Annotated in this window: 18 protein-coding genes; 5 read left to right on the plus strand and 13 right to left on the minus strand. The window is 69.7% G+C overall.

The window, feature by feature from the left end; genetic code table 11:
• From AB0J16_RS27800 to AB0J16_RS27815, 4 genes are read right to left on the minus strand one after another with little or no spacing between them, the layout of a single operon-like run.
• The gene (locus AB0J16_RS27800; protein WP_358544680.1) at positions 1-1,134 is read right to left on the minus strand and encodes an FAD-binding oxidoreductase; all 1,134 of its coding nucleotides are present in this window, start codon (positions 1,132-1,134) and stop codon (positions 1-3) included.
• 59 nt (positions 1,135-1,193) lie between these two features.
• Entirely contained in the window at positions 1,194-1,958 is a 765-nt protein-coding gene (locus AB0J16_RS27805; protein ID WP_358544682.1) for an amino acid ABC transporter ATP-binding protein, read from the minus strand.
• Positions 1,955-2,806: an amino acid ABC transporter permease gene (locus tag AB0J16_RS27810; RefSeq protein ID WP_358544684.1), complete on the minus strand. Its 852-nt coding sequence runs from the start codon at positions 2,804-2,806 to the stop codon at positions 1,955-1,957. Before AB0J16_RS27810 ends, AB0J16_RS27805 begins: the two co-directional genes overlap by 4 nt.
• Complete coding sequence (locus tag AB0J16_RS27815; RefSeq protein ID WP_358544686.1) at positions 2,803-3,690, minus strand: ABC transporter substrate-binding protein; 888 nt, start codon at positions 3,688-3,690, stop codon at positions 2,803-2,805. The genes AB0J16_RS27810 and AB0J16_RS27815 overlap by 4 nt, the downstream gene beginning before the upstream one ends.
• A 229-nt stretch (positions 3,691-3,919) precedes the next feature.
• Here AB0J16_RS27815 and AB0J16_RS27820 point away from each other — a divergent pair, with 229 nt between their 5' ends.
• Positions 3,920-4,846 (plus strand): LysR family transcriptional regulator, encoded by a 927-nt coding sequence (locus AB0J16_RS27820; protein WP_358544688.1) that lies wholly within the window; start codon positions 3,920-3,922, stop codon positions 4,844-4,846.
• Between the two features lie 36 nt (positions 4,847-4,882).
• On the opposite strand, the gene AB0J16_RS27825 is transcribed toward AB0J16_RS27820, so the two are convergent.
• From AB0J16_RS27825 to AB0J16_RS27845, 5 genes are all read right to left on the minus strand, one after another.
• A complete protein-coding gene (locus AB0J16_RS27825) occupies positions 4,883-5,218 on the minus strand; it encodes a hypothetical protein (RefSeq protein WP_358544690.1) in 336 nt (111 codons plus the stop codon).
• Between the two features lie 39 nt (positions 5,219-5,257).
• Complete coding sequence (locus AB0J16_RS27830) at positions 5,258-6,157, minus strand: ADP-ribosylglycohydrolase family protein (protein ID WP_358544692.1); 900 nt, start codon at positions 6,155-6,157, stop codon at positions 5,258-5,260.
• A gap of 218 nt (positions 6,158-6,375) precedes the next feature.
• Positions 6,376-6,576: a ferredoxin gene (locus tag AB0J16_RS27835; RefSeq protein WP_358544694.1), complete on the minus strand. Its 201-nt coding sequence runs from the start codon at positions 6,574-6,576 to the stop codon at positions 6,376-6,378.
• Between the two features lie 29 nt (positions 6,577-6,605).
• Positions 6,606-7,820: a cytochrome P450 gene (locus AB0J16_RS27840; protein ID WP_358544696.1), complete on the minus strand. Its 1,215-nt coding sequence runs from the start codon at positions 7,818-7,820 to the stop codon at positions 6,606-6,608.
• Between the two features lie 74 nt (positions 7,821-7,894).
• On the minus strand, positions 7,895-9,061 hold the full coding sequence (locus AB0J16_RS27845) for an FAD-dependent oxidoreductase (RefSeq protein ID WP_358544698.1): 1,167 nt from the start codon (positions 9,059-9,061) through the stop codon (positions 7,895-7,897).
• A 124-nt stretch (positions 9,062-9,185) separates the two neighbouring features.
• Here AB0J16_RS27845 and AB0J16_RS27850 point away from each other — a divergent pair, with 124 nt between their 5' ends.
• Both AB0J16_RS27850 and AB0J16_RS27855 read left to right on the plus strand, forming a co-directional pair.
• Positions 9,186-9,812, plus strand: a complete 627-nt coding sequence (locus tag AB0J16_RS27850) for a TetR/AcrR family transcriptional regulator (protein ID WP_358544700.1) — start codon at positions 9,186-9,188, stop codon at positions 9,810-9,812.
• A 125-nt stretch (positions 9,813-9,937) separates the two neighbouring features.
• On the plus strand, positions 9,938-10,315 hold the full coding sequence (locus tag AB0J16_RS27855; protein ID WP_358544702.1) for an SDR family oxidoreductase: 378 nt from the start codon (positions 9,938-9,940) through the stop codon (positions 10,313-10,315).
• A gap of 62 nt (positions 10,316-10,377) precedes the next feature.
• Here AB0J16_RS27855 and AB0J16_RS27860 read toward each other — a convergent pair whose 3' ends face one another.
• Positions 10,378-11,340, minus strand: a complete 963-nt coding sequence (locus tag AB0J16_RS27860) for an ankyrin repeat domain-containing protein (protein WP_358544704.1) — start codon at positions 11,338-11,340, stop codon at positions 10,378-10,380.
• A 75-nt stretch (positions 11,341-11,415) separates the two neighbouring features.
• Positions 11,416-12,567: an NAD(P)/FAD-dependent oxidoreductase gene (locus AB0J16_RS27865; protein ID WP_358544706.1), complete on the minus strand. Its 1,152-nt coding sequence runs from the start codon at positions 12,565-12,567 to the stop codon at positions 11,416-11,418.
• 127 nt (positions 12,568-12,694) lie between these two features.
• On the opposite strand from AB0J16_RS27865, the gene AB0J16_RS27870 reads away from it, so the two are divergent.
• On the plus strand, positions 12,695-13,339 hold the full coding sequence (locus AB0J16_RS27870; protein WP_358544708.1) for a TetR family transcriptional regulator: 645 nt from the start codon (positions 12,695-12,697) through the stop codon (positions 13,337-13,339).
• A gap of 21 nt (positions 13,340-13,360) precedes the next feature.
• Here AB0J16_RS27870 and AB0J16_RS27875 read toward each other — a convergent pair whose 3' ends face one another.
• On the minus strand, positions 13,361-14,857 hold the full coding sequence (locus tag AB0J16_RS27875) for an FAD-dependent oxidoreductase (protein WP_358544710.1): 1,497 nt from the start codon (positions 14,855-14,857) through the stop codon (positions 13,361-13,363).
• 150 nt (positions 14,858-15,007) lie between these two features.
• Positions 15,008-15,634, minus strand: coding sequence for a TetR/AcrR family transcriptional regulator (locus AB0J16_RS27880; protein WP_358544712.1), 627 nt, complete (start codon positions 15,632-15,634; stop codon positions 15,008-15,010).
• A gap of 108 nt (positions 15,635-15,742) precedes the next feature.
• Between AB0J16_RS27880 and AB0J16_RS27885 the strand changes: the two genes are divergently transcribed.
• Complete coding sequence (locus AB0J16_RS27885) at positions 15,743-17,128, plus strand: NAD(P)/FAD-dependent oxidoreductase (protein ID WP_358544714.1); 1,386 nt, start codon at positions 15,743-15,745, stop codon at positions 17,126-17,128.
• Positions 17,129-17,141: the final 13 nt, after the last annotated feature.

The following is a 17,141-nucleotide window of genomic DNA, read 5'->3' on the forward strand; positions in this document are numbered from 1 at the left end:
TCAGGACGTGGTCATGAGGGTCAGGCTTTCGTCCTCCACGGAAGCCGCGATGTCACGGGTGACGCGGTATCGGGCCAGGTCGGGGCCGTCGCCGTGGGTGATCTCCTGAGCCACGAGGCGGCCGAGCTCGGGCGCCAGGTTGACGCCGCTGTGGGTGACCAGGTGATAGAGACCGGGGACGTCGGGGTGGGTGCCCGCCAGCGGTAGACCATCCGTCGGCACCGGCCGGACGCCGAGACGGACCCCGGCCAGGCGGGCGCCGCGCAGCGCGGGAAGGATGCGCTGGCCGCTGGCGTGCAGCCGTTCCGCCAGGGCGTCGTCACCCTGGCCGGGCAGCAGCGCGTCGACCGGCCAGGAGATGGAGCAGATCCGGTCCCCGGGGGCGGGGCGCAGGTCCACCTGGGGCGTGGCCAGGATCGCGCCGAGCCGGAGACCGGGGATGGGAGTGCTCTCTCCGACCAGCCCGGGGATCCGGGTCATGGGGAGGTCGGTGCCGGCGAGCGCCGCGACGCGGTCGGCGTCCGGGCCGGTGCAGTTGACCACCCAGTCGGCCTCCCAGCGTCGCGTGCCGGTCTCGACGCCGGTGACGGTGTCGCCGCTGCGGATCAGCGCCTCTGCCCGCAGACCGTACCTGATGTCGGCGCCGAGCGTGGCGGCGCGATCGAGCAGGCGTTGGACGAAGAGCGGGGCGTCGTACCACGCGCTCTGGTCGTGCACGACGAGCTCACTCGCCGTGCACGCCGCGGGGTCGACGTCGGGGGCGAGTTCGCGCAGCTCGGACGGGTCGGCGATGCGGCAGGCATGCCCCCAGGACTTGAGGCGGACGGCCCGCTCCCTGAGGCTGCGCCGGCTCTCCTCGCTGTCACCCCACTGGATGGCGGGCATGGGGTGCCGCCACGACGGGCCCCCGAGCTCCTCGGCCAGCGTGGTGTGCAGGGCGGAGCTGGCGCGGTTCAGGTCGTAGTAGGTGCGCGGGGTCTTCAGATGGGTGACGTCCATGGAGAAGGTCGCGCTGGAGGTCCCCGCGGCTGGGCCGCCGGCCTCGATGACGACGACCTGGGCCCCTGCGACGGCCAGATGGTAGGCGACGGAGGCACCGAGCACTCCGGCACCGAGAACGATGACGCGGGACACGTGGATATCTTTCCTTCGGAGTCTTCAGGGTCTCTTCGAGGTCTTCGAGGTCTTCGAGGTCAGAGGACCTTGCTGAGGAATGCCCGGGTGCGCTCGTGCCGGGGCTCGCCGAGCACGGCGCTGGGCGGCCCGGATTCGACGACGACCCCGTCGTCCATGAAGACGATGGTGTCGCACACCTCGCGGGCGAATCCCATCTCGTGGGTGACGATGATCATCGTCATGCCGTCCTCTTTCACCAGGTCGCGCATGACGTCCAGGACCTCGCCCACAAGCTCGGGGTCGAGGGCCGAGGTCGGCTCGTCGAACAGCATGAGACCGGGCCGCATCGCCAGGGCGCGGGCGATGGCGACGCGCTGCTGCTGGCCGCCGGACAGCTGGTCGGGGCGGCTGTGCGCCTTGTCGGCCAGTCCCACCCTGGTCAGCAGGGCGTGGGCGCGCTCGCGTACCTCGGCCTTCGGCTCCTTCTTGACCATGATCGGCGCCGTCATGATGTTCTCTAGCGCGGTCATGTGCGGGAAGAGGTTGAAGCGCTGGAAGACCATTCCGATGTCCACCCGCTGGGCGGCGATCGCCTTGTCGGGCAGCTCGTAGACCTTGCCCTCACGCTCCTCGTAGCCGATCAGGCGCTCGCGGAAGTAGAGGCGGCCGGCGTCGATGCGTTCGAGGTGGTTGACGCAGCGCAGGAAGGTGGACTTGCCGGACCCCGAGGGGCCGATCACGGCCAGCACCTCTCCCTCCGCGACCTCCAGGTCGATGCCTTTGAGCACGTCGACCGTTCCGTAACGCTTGTACACGCCTTCCGCGCGGACCAGGGTCTTCATCGGCTGAACCGCCGTTCGATGTAGTGCTGCCCGGCGTTCAGGACGGTCGTGGCCACGAGGTACCAGAAGCACGCCACCGTGAGCAGGGCGACCTGCTGGAAGTTCCTGGAGTAGATGCCCTGGATCGAGGTCAGGAGCTCTGGTACGGCGATGGCGAAGACGAGGGAGGTGGTCTTGAGCATGGAGACCACCTGGTTGCCCGTCGGCGGGATGATGACCCGCATCGCCTGCGGAAGAATGATCTTGCGCAGGGTCTGGAAGCGGGTCAGCCCCAGGGCGTGGGCCGCCTCCGTCTGACCGGAGTCGACGGAGGTGATGCCCGCTCGTACGATCTCGCCCATGTAGGCCGCCTCGTGCAGGCCGAGGCCCAGCACCGCAGCGGTGAGCTGGGTGATGATCATGTTGGTGTCGAACTCGACGAACGTCGGTCCCCAGGGCACGCCGAGCCCGATCGTCGGCACCACTGCGGACAGGAAGTACCAGAACAACAGCTGCACCAGCAGTGGCACACCGCGGAAGATCCAGATGTAGAACCCGCTCAGCGCCGACAACAAGGGGTTGGGTGACATGCGCAGCACCGCGAGGACGATGCCGCCCGCGACGCCGACGACCATGGCGAGCACCGTGAGCAGCAGTGTGGTGCCGAGCCCGGTCAGTACCGCCGGGGAGAAGAGGTACTCCCCGACGACCTTCCACTCCATGCGCGGGTTGGCCACCCACCCCTGCAGCAGGAAGATCGCCAGGAAGCCGAGGACGCCCGCGCCCACCCAACGCCCCGGATGACGGAGCGGGACGGCCTGGATCCGCGTCCGCGAATCCGGGCCCGCCGTCTGCCGGGTCGTGGTCACGACTCGCCGCCGTTGATCACCGCTTTGTCGAGGGCGCCCGACGCCATCTCCCACTTGGCGAGGATCTTGGCGTAGGAGCCGTTGTCCATCAGCTTCTGCAGTGCCTGCTGTACGGCCTTGGTCAGGTTCTGGTCCTCTTTGTTGACGAGGATCCCGTAGGGGAGGAAGCGGTAAGGCTGCCCCACCTGCTTCATCCGGCCACTGGACTGGGCGGCCTGGTAGGTGATGGTGGGGGTGCCGCCGATGAAGGCGTTGGCCCGGCCGGTGGAGACGGCCTGCAGACAGCCCGCCGTGTCGGGGAACACCAGCACCTTGACCGCCGGCTTGCCCGCTCCCGTGCACTTCGTGTTCTGCTGCTCGGCGTCGTCGGCCTGGGCGGTGCCCTGCTCGACGGCCGCCGTCTTCCCGCAGAGATCTTCGAGGGACTTGATCGCCTGAGCGTCCTTCTCCTGGACCAGGAGCGAGCTGCTGGTCTTGAAGTAGTCGACGAAGGTGACCTTCTCGCGGCGTTCGGGCTTGTCGAGCATCGCCTGGACGGCCAGGTCGTAGCGGCGGGCCTGCACGCCGGCGATGAGGCTGTCGAAGCTGGCCTGGTTGAAGGTGACCTCGACGCCGAGCACCTGGCCGATGGCCTTCATCAGCTCGGGTTCGAGGCCGATGACCGTCTTGTTGTCGGTGTCGAGGTAGACCAGGGGCGGGTAGTTGTGGCCCGCCGCGACGTTGAGCGTGCCACTCTTCTTGATCTTGTCGGGCAGAAGCTCGTGAAGCTCCTGATTCTTCTGCTGCGCTGGCGCGGCTGCCTGGGACGTGCCGCTTCCAGAACAAGCTGTCAGGGACAGGAGTCCCACCAGGCCGAATGCGGCGGCTGCTTGGGTGAACCGCATGGAGCAGGACACCCCCTCTCAGGCGTAGTGACGTTCCGTAAACACCAATATTGGGGGTCCGTTTGGAAACGACAAGGTGAGCGAGCATTCGCATTGGTGCACAGGCTGTTCAGTCGTGCTTATCCTTATACCCGGCTCCACCAGCCAGCCGGCCCAGGTGGTCGGTCGCATCGCCTCTTGTCGGCTCACGGTCTGGTGATGCTAGTCGCCGGACTGTTAAGTTGGCCCGATGCTTACCCCGGGCCAGTTGCAGGCGATCCGTGAAGTGGTCGCCACCGGTTCGCTCAGGACTGCCGCCAAGCGCCTCGGGTTCACCCCGTCGGCCATCTCGCAGCAGGTCTCCTCGCTGGAGCGGAGCCTGGGGGTCCAGCTGTTCGAGCGCCTGCCGCGCAGTATCCGGCCCACAGCGGCGGGGGCCGAGCTGGCCCGCAAGGCCGCCAGGCTGCTGGCCGATCTTGAAGCTGCGGAGGAGGAGATGCGGTCCTTCGCCGCCGCGCACCGGGGCAGGCTGCGGCTCGGCAGCTTCTGGTCCGCCGGGTTCCGGCTGGCGCCCGCCGTACTGGCCGAGTTCCTTCGCGACCACCCCAACGTGGACATCCGCTACGAGGAAGGCGATCCGCACCGGACCATCCCCGCCGTGAACGAGGGACGGCTCGACCTGGCCATGGTCTTCGAGTACGGCATGGTGCCGCACAGCTGGCCGAAGGACCTGAACATGACATTGATCATGGAGGAGCCGCTCTACGTGCTCGTGCCGACCGGTCATCGGCTGGCCGCCCGCAAGCGCATCCAGTTCGGCGAGCTGTCGGCCGAACGCTGGATCTCCTATACCGAGGGGATGGACGCCTCGCTCAACCTGTCGCACATCTGCGCGGCCAGCGGCTTCGACCCCGACGTGCTGTTCCGGACCAACGACTACAACCTGCCCTTCGAGCTCGTACGCAAAGGGCTGGGGGTGGCGATCGTGCCGGAGCTGGCGATGATCGAGTCGCACGACGTGTGCGTGTTCCGGCTCGGCGACACCTCTCACATCCGCCGGGTCTTCACCGTGTGCCGCGCCACCGACCCCAACCCCTTGCTCAGCCACGCGACGAGCATGCTCATCAGCGCCGCCGAATCCCTGCACCGGCGGACGGATCTCCCCGTCGCCGTATGAGCCCGGCCGCTTGGTCAACCGCCCTCAGGGGCCGCTTCAGCCGGCGAACCTCTGCGCGACGTCCCGCGCCCATTGCGCGGCCTTGGCCGCATCGTCGCCCGAGACGGGTGCGCCGGGCATCCGGCTCAGGCGCTCCACCTGCTCGGCGTAGCGCAGGTGCTCCTGATGAGCGTGTTCGCGGCAGGTGAGGCAGGTGACGCTCTCCGGACGCGGCGAGGTCATCGCATAGGGCACCTGGAGTCCGCAACCGGTGGTGACGACGCTCGGTGCGTCGGGCACGCGGCCCAGCATCGACACGATCGCATTGCGGTAGGCGGCACCGGCCTGCATCACCTTCTGCTCGACGTGGATGTGCGGATCGGCCTCGCTCATCTGCGTTCGCGCCTCCGTCCGAGTCGTCCGGGAATCAGCCTAACGCGCGGACTCACGTGGGGCGCCTGACCAGTCCGGCAGCGGTTCGCAGCTGCTTCTCCACTGCGGCGGCAGTTGAGTGTGCTCGGCGGCCGCGATGATCCCGCCGACGATGGCGCACGTGGTGTCGACATCCCCGCCGGCCGCCGCCGTGGTCCACATGGCCGTCGCGAAGTCGTGGCGTTCGCGAGCCGCCACCCAGAGGGTGAACGGGACCGTGTCGTGCGCGCTGACCTGCCGGCCGTTGCCGAGCATTCGGGCGGCCAGCGTGGGATCGCTGATGGTGAGGAGCTGCCTGGCCTCGGCGATGCCGTCGTGGACCATGCTCGCGGGCACGTGTTCGCTGACCCGATCGAGGAAATGCCCGGCGGACAAGTCGGGCTCTTTTACGGTGACGGCGGTGGCCACGGCGACGGCTATGGCGCCGGCCACCGCTTCGGGATGGGTGTGGGTCACCTGGGCCGACAGGGCGGCCTGTCGTACGACGTGGGTCAGGTCGTCGGCGAGCCAGGCGCCGAGCGGAGCCACGCGCATCGCGGCACCGTTGCCCCACGAGCCCATGCCGTCGAACAGCTCCGCCGAGAGCGTCCGCCAGTCGCCGCCCTCACGCACCAGCCGGAGCATCCGGTTCGTCGCGGGGCCGTAGCCGCGGTCGAAGTCGTGGCGGGCGGCGAAACTCGTGGCGAGCTCGTCCTGGTCGATGGTGCCGTGGTCGGCCAGAACGCGATAGATGGAGCAGGCCATCTCGGTGTCATCCGTCCACTGCCAAGGGCCGGGCGGAAGGAGGCGGGAGGAGAGGGCGTGCCGATTGTCTGGAACGAAGAATTGGGAGCCGAAGGCGTCGCCGAGAGCCAAGCCAAGGAGAGAGGCGGTGCTCCGCGCGAAGAGATGAGCTGACATCACTCCCATTGTGCGGCACTTTCAGCGCCGCCACTCGGGAGAGCGGCGGCGCCGGGCGCGGTACGGCTGGCCCTCGACCAGGTCGAACAGATGATCTTCGGGTGACCGTACCGGCGTTCAAACCGGCGCTCGACGCTTCGGGCCTCCACCCTGGCCGACCGCACCACTGGCGCTTCATCTCCTGACACGCGATCACGGGAGTATGGAGCGCCTCGTGCTCACACCTGCGCCGTCACCTCAATGGCGGCGCCGGGGCAGACGGCGGCGGCCTCTCGGACCGCGCTGTGCTGGTCGGCCGCGGGCTCGGGTTCGAGCAGGATGACGATGCCGTCCTCGTCGCGCTGGTCGAACACCTCCGGCGCGATCAGTACGCACTGCCCGGCGCCGCAGCACTTGTCCTCGTCCACGATGACTTTCATCTTGGAACTCCCCTTCTCGTTGATCAAGATCACCAGCGGACCGGCACCGTACGCAGGCCGCCGACCGCCAGCCCTTCCACGCGCTCCAGCTCCTCCACCGGCACCGCCAGCTCCAGCGTGGGCAGCTTGCGCAGCAACACCTCCAGTACGACCTGCAGCTCGGTGCGGGCCAGCGCCTGACCGAGGCAGGAGTGCGCGCCGGAGCCGAAGGCCAGGTGGGGGTTGGGGCTGCGGGTCAGGTCCATCTGGTCGGCGGCCTCGAAGGCGCTCTCGTCCCGGTTGGCGGCGGCCATGCTGCAGATCACGGTGGTGCCCTTGGGCAGTACGGTGCCGCTGACCTCGGTCTCCTCCTTGAGGTAGCGCGGCAGGCCGAAGCCGGAGTTGGCGTCGAGGCGCAGCGTCTCCTCCACCGTGGAGCGGATCAGCGAGGGCTCGGCCAGCAGGCGCTCCCATCGGGTGCGGTCGGCCAGCAGCATGGAGACCATCTTGCCGATCATGTTGGCGGTGGTCTCGTGACCAGCGACCAGCAGCGCCATGCCGGTGACGAGGATCTGGATCTCGGCCAGCCCACCGTCTTCTGGGCCGCCGGCGGCGATCAGCTCGCTCAGCAGGTCGTCGCCCGGCTTGATGCGCTTGGCGGCGAGATGGTCGGACATGTACTGGAAGAACTCGGCCTGGGCGGCCTCGATCTCCTCCTTGCTGTAGCGGGTGAGGTTGAGCAGCGTGTCGGACCAGTACGAGAACCGGTCCCGGTCCTCGGCGGGCACGCCGAGCATGTCGCAGATGACGTACACCGGCAGCGGGAAGCCCAGGCCCGCCCTGAGGTCGCCGGGGGCGCCGTGCTCGACCATGTCGTCGATCAGGCCCTCGGCGATCCGCGCCATCTGGGGCCGCAGGGCGTTCATGCGCTTGGCGGTGAACCACTTGCCGACCAGGCGCCGCCAGTGCAGGTGCTCCTCCCCGCTGTCGGGGATGATCGCCGCCATGTCGCTGTTGAACAGCCCGCCGTCGTCCGTGGCCGACAGCCGGGCCGCGTCGGGGGCGTTCAGCAGCCGGGTGAAGCGCGGGTCGGCCAGCACTTCCTTGACGTCCTCATAGCGGGTCAGCAGCGTCGCCTGGTCGCCGCTGGGCAGCTTCACGTGCGCCACCGGGCACTTGCCGCGTAGCTCGGCCCACTCCGCGGGCGGGTCCAGCGCAGCGTCGTTGGGGATCGGATAGCTCAGAACCTGCTCGTTGACGCTCATCGGGCATCTCCTCGTGAACGAACGGATGGATGGATGGTGGTCTTCTGGTCATGCGGGGTCGGGCGTGTGGGTTCTCACGCGGGTGTGAGTGGTGGGGCGGGCTGCCAGGTGCCCAAGAGCTGCTGCCGTAGGAGGCGGGCCTTGGGCATGTTCCAGCCGAGTACGCCGATGGCTTGGCCGCCCTCGCGGTAGACGGCGGCGAAACGGTGCTGCTCCGGGTCGCCCTCGGCGATGGTGACCTCGGCCGCCGGTGAGGGCAGGCCGTGGGCCTGGATCTTGATGTCGTACTGGTCGGTCCAGAAGTACGGGATCGGCGTGTACGGGCGGTCGGCGCCGAGGAGGTTGGCCGCCACCAGCTGGGCCTGCTCGGTGGCGTTGGTGCGGTTCTCCAGCCGCAGGCGCCTGCCGAGCCCGGCGTGCTCGAAGGAGGCCACGTCACCGACGGCGTACACGCCCTCGGCGGCGCGGCAGCGCGCGTCGCATTCCACCCCGTCGCCCAGGGTGAGGCCACTGCCGGTCAGCCCGTCGACCGCAACACCAAGTTGGTCGCCTGCGCCGGTCAGCCCGTCGACCGCGACACCGGGCTGGTCGTGGGTGCCGGTCAGTTCGGCGACCGCGACGCCGAGTCGCGGCCGGACCCCGCGCTCGGTGTGGGTACGGGCGAGGAGGCCGCCGACCAGATCGCCGAGCTGCTCGCGCAGCAGCGTTTGACCCATGCCGACCAGGGTGACCTCCAGGCCCATGGCGCGGGCGGTGGCGGCGAGTTCGGCGCACAGTACGCCCTCACCGACGACCACGAGCCGGGTGCCGGGGGTCAGGCGAGCGCGCAGGGCGAGCGCGTCGTCCAGGCCGCGCAGCACGTGTACGCCCGTCAGCCCGTCCTGGCCAGGCAGCCGGTACGGCGTCAGACCGGTGGCCACGACCACGGCGTCGGCCCGCAATACGCGGCCGGAGGCAGTGGTGACCGCTCGCTCCGCCGCGTCCAGCGCGACGGCGGGCTCGCCCCGGACGAACTCGGCGGCCAGGGCGTCGAGCTGGGCCGCGCTACGGAGCTGGGCGCGGGCCGGTTCCCAGGCGCCGGCCAGGACCTGCTTCGACAGCGGCGGCCGATCGTAGGGGAGGTGGGGCTCGGCGTCCACCAGGGTCAGCCGGCCCTCGTGGCCGAGCCGCCGCAGCGCCTCCGCGGTGCTGAGCCCGGCGGCGGAGGCGCCGACGATCAGTACGTGTCCGGGCGAGGTCACGAGGCGCTGCCCGGGGCGAGGGCCTGAGCTGCACTTATGCACATAAGTCGAGATCCCTTCGTCGTCCCGGTCACACATTAGCCTACAGCTGCAAGGAAACTTGCACCTGTAGGCGTTCGATAGGATGGCGATTGTGGACACCGCAAGAGAGAGCAAGGCCTCATCAGGTGACCGGCGCGTGCGCCGTACCCGGACAGCGCTGGCACGCGCGCTGATCCAGCTGGTCGAGGAGCAGGACCTGTCCCGGATCAGCGTCTCCGACGTCGCCGAAGGCGCCGGCGTGAGCCGCTCGGCCTTCTACGACCACTACCGGGACGTCCACGAGCTGGCCGAGGACGCCTGCACCACGATGATCGACGGCTTGATCGAGTCCTTGCCCGCTCCAGAGCTCGATTCGCCGGACCTAGTGCAGGAGGCGATTCGGTCGCTGGCGGCGTTCTTCGCCAGTCTCGCCGAGCACGCGGGGCTGTATCGCGCGCTGCTGGGGCTGGAGGGCAGCGCGCGCGTCGTCGGCCACATTCGCCACCGCATGGCCACGGTCATCCGTGAACACCTGGTCGCGGCCGACGCCGGGCAGCGGCCGGAGCTCGTCCCGCATGACGTCACGGCCGCGTTCACCGCCGGGGCGCTCCTCGGTGTGGCCGTCGACTGGCTTGAGGGCGGATGCGCCCGCACCCCTGCCGAGATGGCCGAGGTGATCTGGCCGCTCTTGAACGCGCACTACCGCATCAACGAGGGCGGACGGAGATGAGGCCGACGGGCCCGTCGGCTTCTGGACCGCTCAGGTCCAACGAGATGAGGCCGACGGGCCCGCCAGCCTCTGGACCGCTCAGGGCTTACACGCGCACGTTTCCCCCGAAGGAGAGCACCATATAGGTGAACAACGCCGGAATCTTCCCGGCTGTCCCCCTGCTGGAGATGACCGAGGAGACGTGGGACAAGGTGTTCGCGGTGAACGCGCGCGGCGTCTTCGTCGGCGCGCGTGAGGCGGCGCGGCGGATGGCGGCAGCGGGCACGGGCGGTGTCATCGTGAACATCGTCTCGACCGCCGGTTTCCGCGGCAGCGCCCCCGGCCTGGCCGCCTATGTCGGGTCGAAGCACGACCTCCCGCCGACCGACCTCATGCTGAACGGTCCGATCGGGCGGGTCGGCGTGCCTGATGACATCGCGCGCGTCGTCCTGTTCTGCGCGTCGGACCTGTCGACCTTCATGACGGGCAGCACGCTGCTCGCCGACGGCGGCGACACCGCCTGATCCGCCGCGCTACAACGCGGACACCTGCACCGCCCTCGTCGAACGCAACGGTCCGCGCTCGGTCAGTGCCAGTAGTCCCGTTCGGGCAGCCGCAGGTGCGCGTCCGGATCGGTGATCGCGCGGGCGCTGGTCGGGCGCAGGCCCGCGCCGGCGAAGCAGTAGGCCTCGGCGTGGCCGTCGTACAGGTATTTGAGCAGGATCTCCTCGGCCGAGTCATCGCCGGACACGTCGCCCCCGCCCGGGTGACCGTCCCACTCCATGACCTCGCCGTCGCGGTAGACGCTGCCCTGGTTGCCGCTCTTCGGGTTGGCGTACATGCCGTAGGCGACCGTGCCCGCCGACAGCGTCTGCATCACGACGGGAGTCGAGGCCATGTAGCCCCATTGCTGGCTGACGACGCAGCCGCCGGGCACGTCGGTGACGCCGATGAACCGCAGGGCATCCTCCTCGGACGGGTCTTCCATGATCTCTTCCAGCTCTTCCTCGTCGGCGGGTACGGCGGCTAAGCGCTGTATCGCCTCGGCGGCGCTGATGCCGTGCACACACGCCAGGCTGAAACCGTCCCACTCGATGTCGCCCAGCGCGCCGATCAGGCGTTCGGCCTCCGTCACGGTGGCGGTCTCGGCCTCGGTCAGGCCGGTATGACCCGGCGGGAACGGGAAGAACAGGCCAGGCGTGGGGCCCGCCAGGCTGAGCCGGCCGGGCGACCAGCCGGCCATCATGGGCCGCCATGGGTCCGCGCCGGCGGCGACCAGGGCGAGGGCGTTCTCGGGCTGGTCGTTGAAGACGGCGACCCAGAGCGCGGTGCGGCCCTCGCACTCCGCGTCGACGTCATCGACCCGGCCGGCCAGCTCGGCGACCACCTCCGGCGAACCGCGCTCCGCCGCCGCGTGCAGCGGCCGCTCGAAGAAATAGTCTCCTTCGTTCGGGTCGGCGCCCGCGTCGAGCCTGGCCTGCACGAGGGCGAGGTCCTTCCAGGAATTCCAGCTGAAATCTGACCATCCTGCGGTTTCCTGCGCCGTCATGACAGCTCCTTCGAGATCACGTACATGGACACGAGCGGGGCCATCATGACGGAGGGCAAGGACAATTTCGGCGCGTCAGCCGGACGCGGCGAACATCTGGGCGGCCATTCGGAGCGAGGCGTCGATGGTGTCGAAACCGCGCGGGAGCATGATGCGCTCGTAGGCGGCGGCCGCGTCGATGAGTGACTTGTCGCCGTGTGCGGCGGAGAGCAGCTCGCCGGCCAGGGTCGCGGCGTCCCGCAGTGCGGTGTTCGCGCCGACGCCGCCGGTCGGCGGCATGGTGTGGATGGCGTCGCCGAGAAGGGTGACCGGGCCGGACTCCCACGCGTCGACCCGCTGACCAGCCCGGATCGTGATCGGGAAGAACCTGTCCGAGTCGGCGTACGCGAACAGCTCGCGGAGCGCCGGATGCCAGTCGGCGGTCGCCTTGAGGGTGAGCTTCCACAGGGCCTCCGGCGAGAGCTCGAACAACTCCTCGTCCGGCGTGCCGAGCCGCTCCTGACTCGCGAGCAGGGTGACCATCAGGTAATCCGACGCGCCCTCCGGCCGGGAGCGGAACCGCACCGGCGCGAACCCGGCGCCGCACCCGCTCTCGTCGGAGACCCAGGAGAAACCGTGACTGATGGCCTCCGGGATGAGCGCCTCGGTGGCCTCGGTGAGCGTCATCCGGCCGTAGACGCATCGGAGGCCGATGTCTTTCACGGTGGCGTCCGGGAGCAACTGGCGGCGTACCGCCGAACTGACGCCGTCCGCGCCGACCAGCAGGTCGCCCTCGTCGTCGCCGCCCTCGGCGAACTCCACGCGTACCCGCCCGGAATCGGTGATCCGGTAGCCGGTCAGCGTCCGCCCGAAGTGGACGGTGTCGCCCAGGCCGGAGAGCAGGCCCTGCCGGAAGGTGTTGCGGTCCACGGCGGTGATCAGGTCGTCGGTGATTCCCGGGAAGGTCCGCGTCATCACCTGCCGCAGCTGGTGGGTGTAGCCGGCCACGACGTCGTCGTTGACCCCGCTGGTGCGGCGGACCAGGTCGAGGGTGTCCGCCGGCAGACAGGTGCGCAGCGCGGCGTTACCGTCCGTGTCGATGTGGATGCGGTAGCCCTGGCTGCGGATCTTCGGTGTGGAGTCCCGCTCGTACACGGCGACGTCCAGGCCGCCGTGACGCAACGCCTGCGCGAGCGCCAGCCCGCCGACGCCGGCGCCCGCGATGAGGATCCGTGGTGAATCTGGCATGTCATTGTCCTTCGCTGTCCAAGGGCTGTCCTCGCCATCGTCAAACGTCCGAAGGACTCTGTCAAGCGTTCATTTGATTAGGTCATAGGAGTGCTTGATATTGCCAGGCATATGTATAGTCCTGCGTGTGTCTCCGTCGTCGAGTCCTCGTAGGTCGCCCAAGCCGCAAGAGCGGCAGCGTGATCCCGAACGCACCCGCAAGCGGATCCTGGACGCGGCATCGGCGGAGTTCGGCGCGCACGGCTACGCGGGCGCCCGGATCAGCGCGATCTCCGCCAGGGCGGGCGTCAACGTGCAGCTGATCTCGTACTACTTCGACGGCAAAGAGGGCCTGTACGAGGCCGTGTCGCAGCAGTGGCAGCAGCGGCGCCGCGAGCTGGCGCCACCGGGCACGCCGCTGCCCGAGCAACTGCGCCGATACGCGATGGAGGCGTTGCACAACCCGGAGGGCACCCGCCTGCTCGCCTGGAACGGCCTGCAGTACACCGGTCCGGACGACGACCCCGACCACGCGCCGCGCACCAGAATGCTCGCCGAGAGCGTAGACGAGCTGCGCGCGCTACAGGCTGCCGGACGGCTTCCAGCTGACGTGGACCCGGCGAGCCTGCTGGTCATGCTGATGGCCGCCGCCATGGCGACCACCACGCTGCCGCATGTCATCGAAGGCGTCTGCGGCACCGATCCGACCTCGGCGGAGTTCATCGCGCACTTCGCCGACCAGGTCGCCGTCCTGGCCCGGCTCATCGGGCTCGACGGCGGTGAGCAGCGGTGAGCAGTAGCGGGGAAATGACCGCTATCGTCCCGGCCAGTACGGGCTGAGCAGGTCGAACTGGTTCGGCAGACCGAGCAGGTAGCGTGCGTCGTCGGTGTCGTAGAGCAGCTTGAACTCGCGTGGCAGATAGAGGCTGAAGAGCCGGGCCCGGGACGCGGAGGAGCCGGCGGCGTCGAGGATCCCGTTGGCCGCCATGCGCCCGGCCTCGTTGCCGCCCTCCATGGTGGCGAGGTTGATGCTGTTGCGGACGAAGTCGGCGGCGAGGAACAGGTTGGGGATCTGTGTCGTGGCGCTGGGGCGGTTGGTCCAGGACGCGGGCGTGTTGATGAGCAGCGGCTCGTCGTTGCCACCGCCGAGGTGGCCTCGCCGGTGATCGCCGGATCCACGAACCAGGACCGTACGATCGAGTCGGGCAGCAGCGCCGCACCACCGGGCAGGGCCGCGCGGACCTGGGCCAGGACCTCCTGGACGATCTCCGGCCGGGTGCACTGCCGGGCGGTCTTGCCGAACAGGACGCCGGGAGTGCTCCAGTCCGAGAGGTCGAGGGACAGGCAGTCGGTGACCGTGCCGTCCCCGTAGCTCGTCGCGAAGTCGCCGCGCCAGAACTGTGCCTGAGCCGACCTTGAACTGCACGCCGAGGCTGGTGAGGTAGCCGATCCAGGGGGTGAGCCAGACATCGTTGGACGGACGGCCGAGCACCCGGTCGGGCGGACCGTACGGGCCGAGGCCGAGCCCGCTGTAGACCAGCGCCTCGAACATCAGGCCCATTGTTCGGGTGTTGGCCTTGTTCGGCTGGGCCGCGACCAGGGACGCGGTGAACAGCCTGACCAGCAGATCCCGATCTTCCTGCGACATGATGCTCGCCTTGATGAAGTCGGCGAAGCCCATGTTCTCCCACTGGCCGAGCCGCCGGCGCGGGCCGCTGGTGACGAAGGTGACGAGCTTGGAGGCGAAGAACTCGACCTGCGGCGGCGGGACCGTCGTCACGGCCGTGAGAGCGCTGCGTAAGTAGTCCCTGATCGCGTCGGGAGTGAGGACTCCGCCGATGTTGCCCGGCACCGGGACGCGTAACTCCTTCCCCTTGTACGCGATCACCTCCAGGCTCGCCGGGACCAGGTTGTCGCGTACGGTGCCGCTGCCGGTGCCGTACGGGATGCGGCTCATGGTGTCGGGCAGGTTCTGGTAGAAGCCGGGGAAGAACCGGAAGCCGTGCTCGCCCGGCAGGTCCTGCCTGCCTCCGGTGCCGGTGCCCGGGACGGGGATGCTCCTGGACTTGCCGCCCAGGGCCTTGCGCTCGTACACGGTGACCTGGAATCCGCGTTCGGCCAGTTCGTGCGCGGCGCTCAGCCCGCCCATGCCGGCGCCGAAGACGGCCACGCTCTTGCCCGCGGCGCGCACCAGGGACGGCGCCGCCGCCTTGGCCGCCGAGGTGCCCCACAGGGGGCCGGTCGCCGCGGCCATCGCGCCCGTGACGAAGCTCCGGCGCCCGATCTTGTTCCGGTTCTCTTGCTGGCCCACGACGGAACCTCCCGCCTAACCGACACACCTGTTGGTTGAGTTAGGCGAACGATGAACGCGCGGCTCACGTCTGTCAATACGTGAACGTGAGCGTCACTTCCGGGGCACGCGAAGGCTCAGCGAACGTGCCGGTGCCAGGATCGTGAAGGCTCAGTGAGTGTCGGTGCCGGGGAGTTGCGACAGCCCGTTCCACACCACGAGCATGGCGGCGTCCACGAGTTCGTCCCGTGAGACCGAGGGGTGTCGCGCCCACCACTGGGCCAGGCCGTCGGTGCCCGAGATCAGCAACTCCACCACCGCCTGGGCGGCCTCGGTCTCGGGGTCGAGGCCGAGTCGGCGCAGGTCACGCCCGAGCATCACGGCCACCGAACGTGTGCGGGTCTCCCTGATGCCCCAGCGCACGGCCTTGATCTCGGGGTCGTCCTCGTCGGTGTGGTCGAACAGCAGGCGGCGCGCGGCGGAGTTGGCCTCGGCGAAGCTGAAGTAGGCGTTCAGCGTGGCCCGCAGCCGCCGGTTGGGCGAGCCCGAGCCGGTGATCCGGGCGCCGACATGCTCGACGAGCAGGGCGTTCTGCTCCTGCAGCACCGTGATCAGCAGCACCCGCTTGGACGGGAAATGGTCGTACAGGACCGACCGTGTCACCCCTGCCGCGATGGCGATCTCCTCCATCGCCGTGGCGTGGTAACCCCGGGTGGCGAAGACCTCCAGAGCCGCCTCGACGATGCGGGCTCGGCGGGCCGAGCCCGGCATGCGCTTCTTCAGCTCCTTGCTCGCCATGCCGTGCACACTACCGTCCGGCCGGCCGTTGACTCCGGACTTCGGGCCGCTTACCGTCCAATTAACCGACACACCAGTCGGTTAGCGGACTGTCCGCGAGGAGGCCCGATGGCCGAGCAGGCCGACGTCGTCATCGCCGGGGCACGCTGCGCGGGCTCGGCGGTGGCCACCGCCCTCGCCAGGGCGGGGCGTCGGGTGATCGTGGTGGATCCGGTCCGGTTCCCCGCCACGACGGTCTCCACCCACCTGCTCTTCGCCGGGGGTGTCGCGGAGCTGGCCCGCATCGGCGCGCTCGAACGGGTCGAGAAGATCGGCGCGCCGCGACTCTCGCGCGCCTTCATCGGCGGCCCCGGCCACGCGGCCGACGGCTCCTACACGCCGATCGACGGGATCGACTACGGCCTGTGCGTACGGCGCGCTCCCCTCGACACGGCCCTCGCCGAAACCGCGCGCGAGGCCGGGGCGGAGATCAGGCACGGACATCGCGTCACCGGCATCATCTGGCGGGACGGCCGCGCGATGGGCGTGCGCGTCCGCGACCAGAGCGGGCGCGGGTCCCACCGGAGCGCTCGCGGGTCCGACGAAGGCGGTCGGGAGTACGAGATCAGCGCCGATCTCGTCGTCGGCGCGGACGGTCGCCGCTCGACCGTCGCGCGGCTGGTCGGTGCCGAGCGTCCGCGCATCGCCCACGCCAACGGCCGGGCCTGCTACTACGCCTACTACGAGGACCCGCACCCGGAATGGCGCTCCACCGCCGCCATGTGGCTGACCGGCCGCGAGCTGGGCAACGCCTTCCCCTGCGACGGAGGGTTGTCGCTGGTGCTGCTGATGCCGCCGGTCGAGCGCGTCGCGGATTTCCGGGGGGACCTGGAGGCGGAGTTCGAGCGGACCGTGGGTCTCATCCCGGGGCTGGCCGCGCGCCTGGCGGGTTGCCGCCGGAGCACGAGGATCGTCAGCTCCGCCGAACACCCGTCGTACTTCCGCCGCTCGGCGGGCCCCGGCTGGGTCCTGGCCGGCGACGCGGGGCACTTCAAGGATCCCGTCACGGCCCAGGGCATCCGCGATGCCGTACGGTTCGGGCGGCTGCTGGGCGAGGGTGTCGCGCCCGTGCTGGACGACCCCGCCGCGCTCGACCGAGCCACCCGCGCGTGGGAACGCACCCGCGACGCGCAGTGCGTGGACACCTACCACTGGACGAACCTGCTCAGCCGCGGTGACGGCCTGGCGCACGTACAGTTCGAGCTGCTCCGCGCGCTGACCGAGCGGCCGGACGGCGTCCGACGCGTCCTCGACGTCTACTCCCGGATCCGCGACCCGCGCGAGACGCTCGCCCTGCCCGGTCTGCTCAAGGCGACCACCCGCGCGCTCTGGAGCGGCGCCGGCGCACGACCCGCCATCGTCCGGGCGGTCGGGGACACCCTCCTCGAACTCGCCGGTCACCGGGCGGAGGCCAGACGGCTGCTGACCGGTGGGGTGGCAGCCGTCCGGCCGTGAGCCCCGGTCTCCA

It is taken from the genome of Nonomuraea sp. NPDC049750 (assembly GCF_040659625.1).
Classification (GTDB): domain Bacteria; phylum Actinomycetota; class Actinomycetes; order Streptosporangiales; family Streptosporangiaceae; genus Nonomuraea.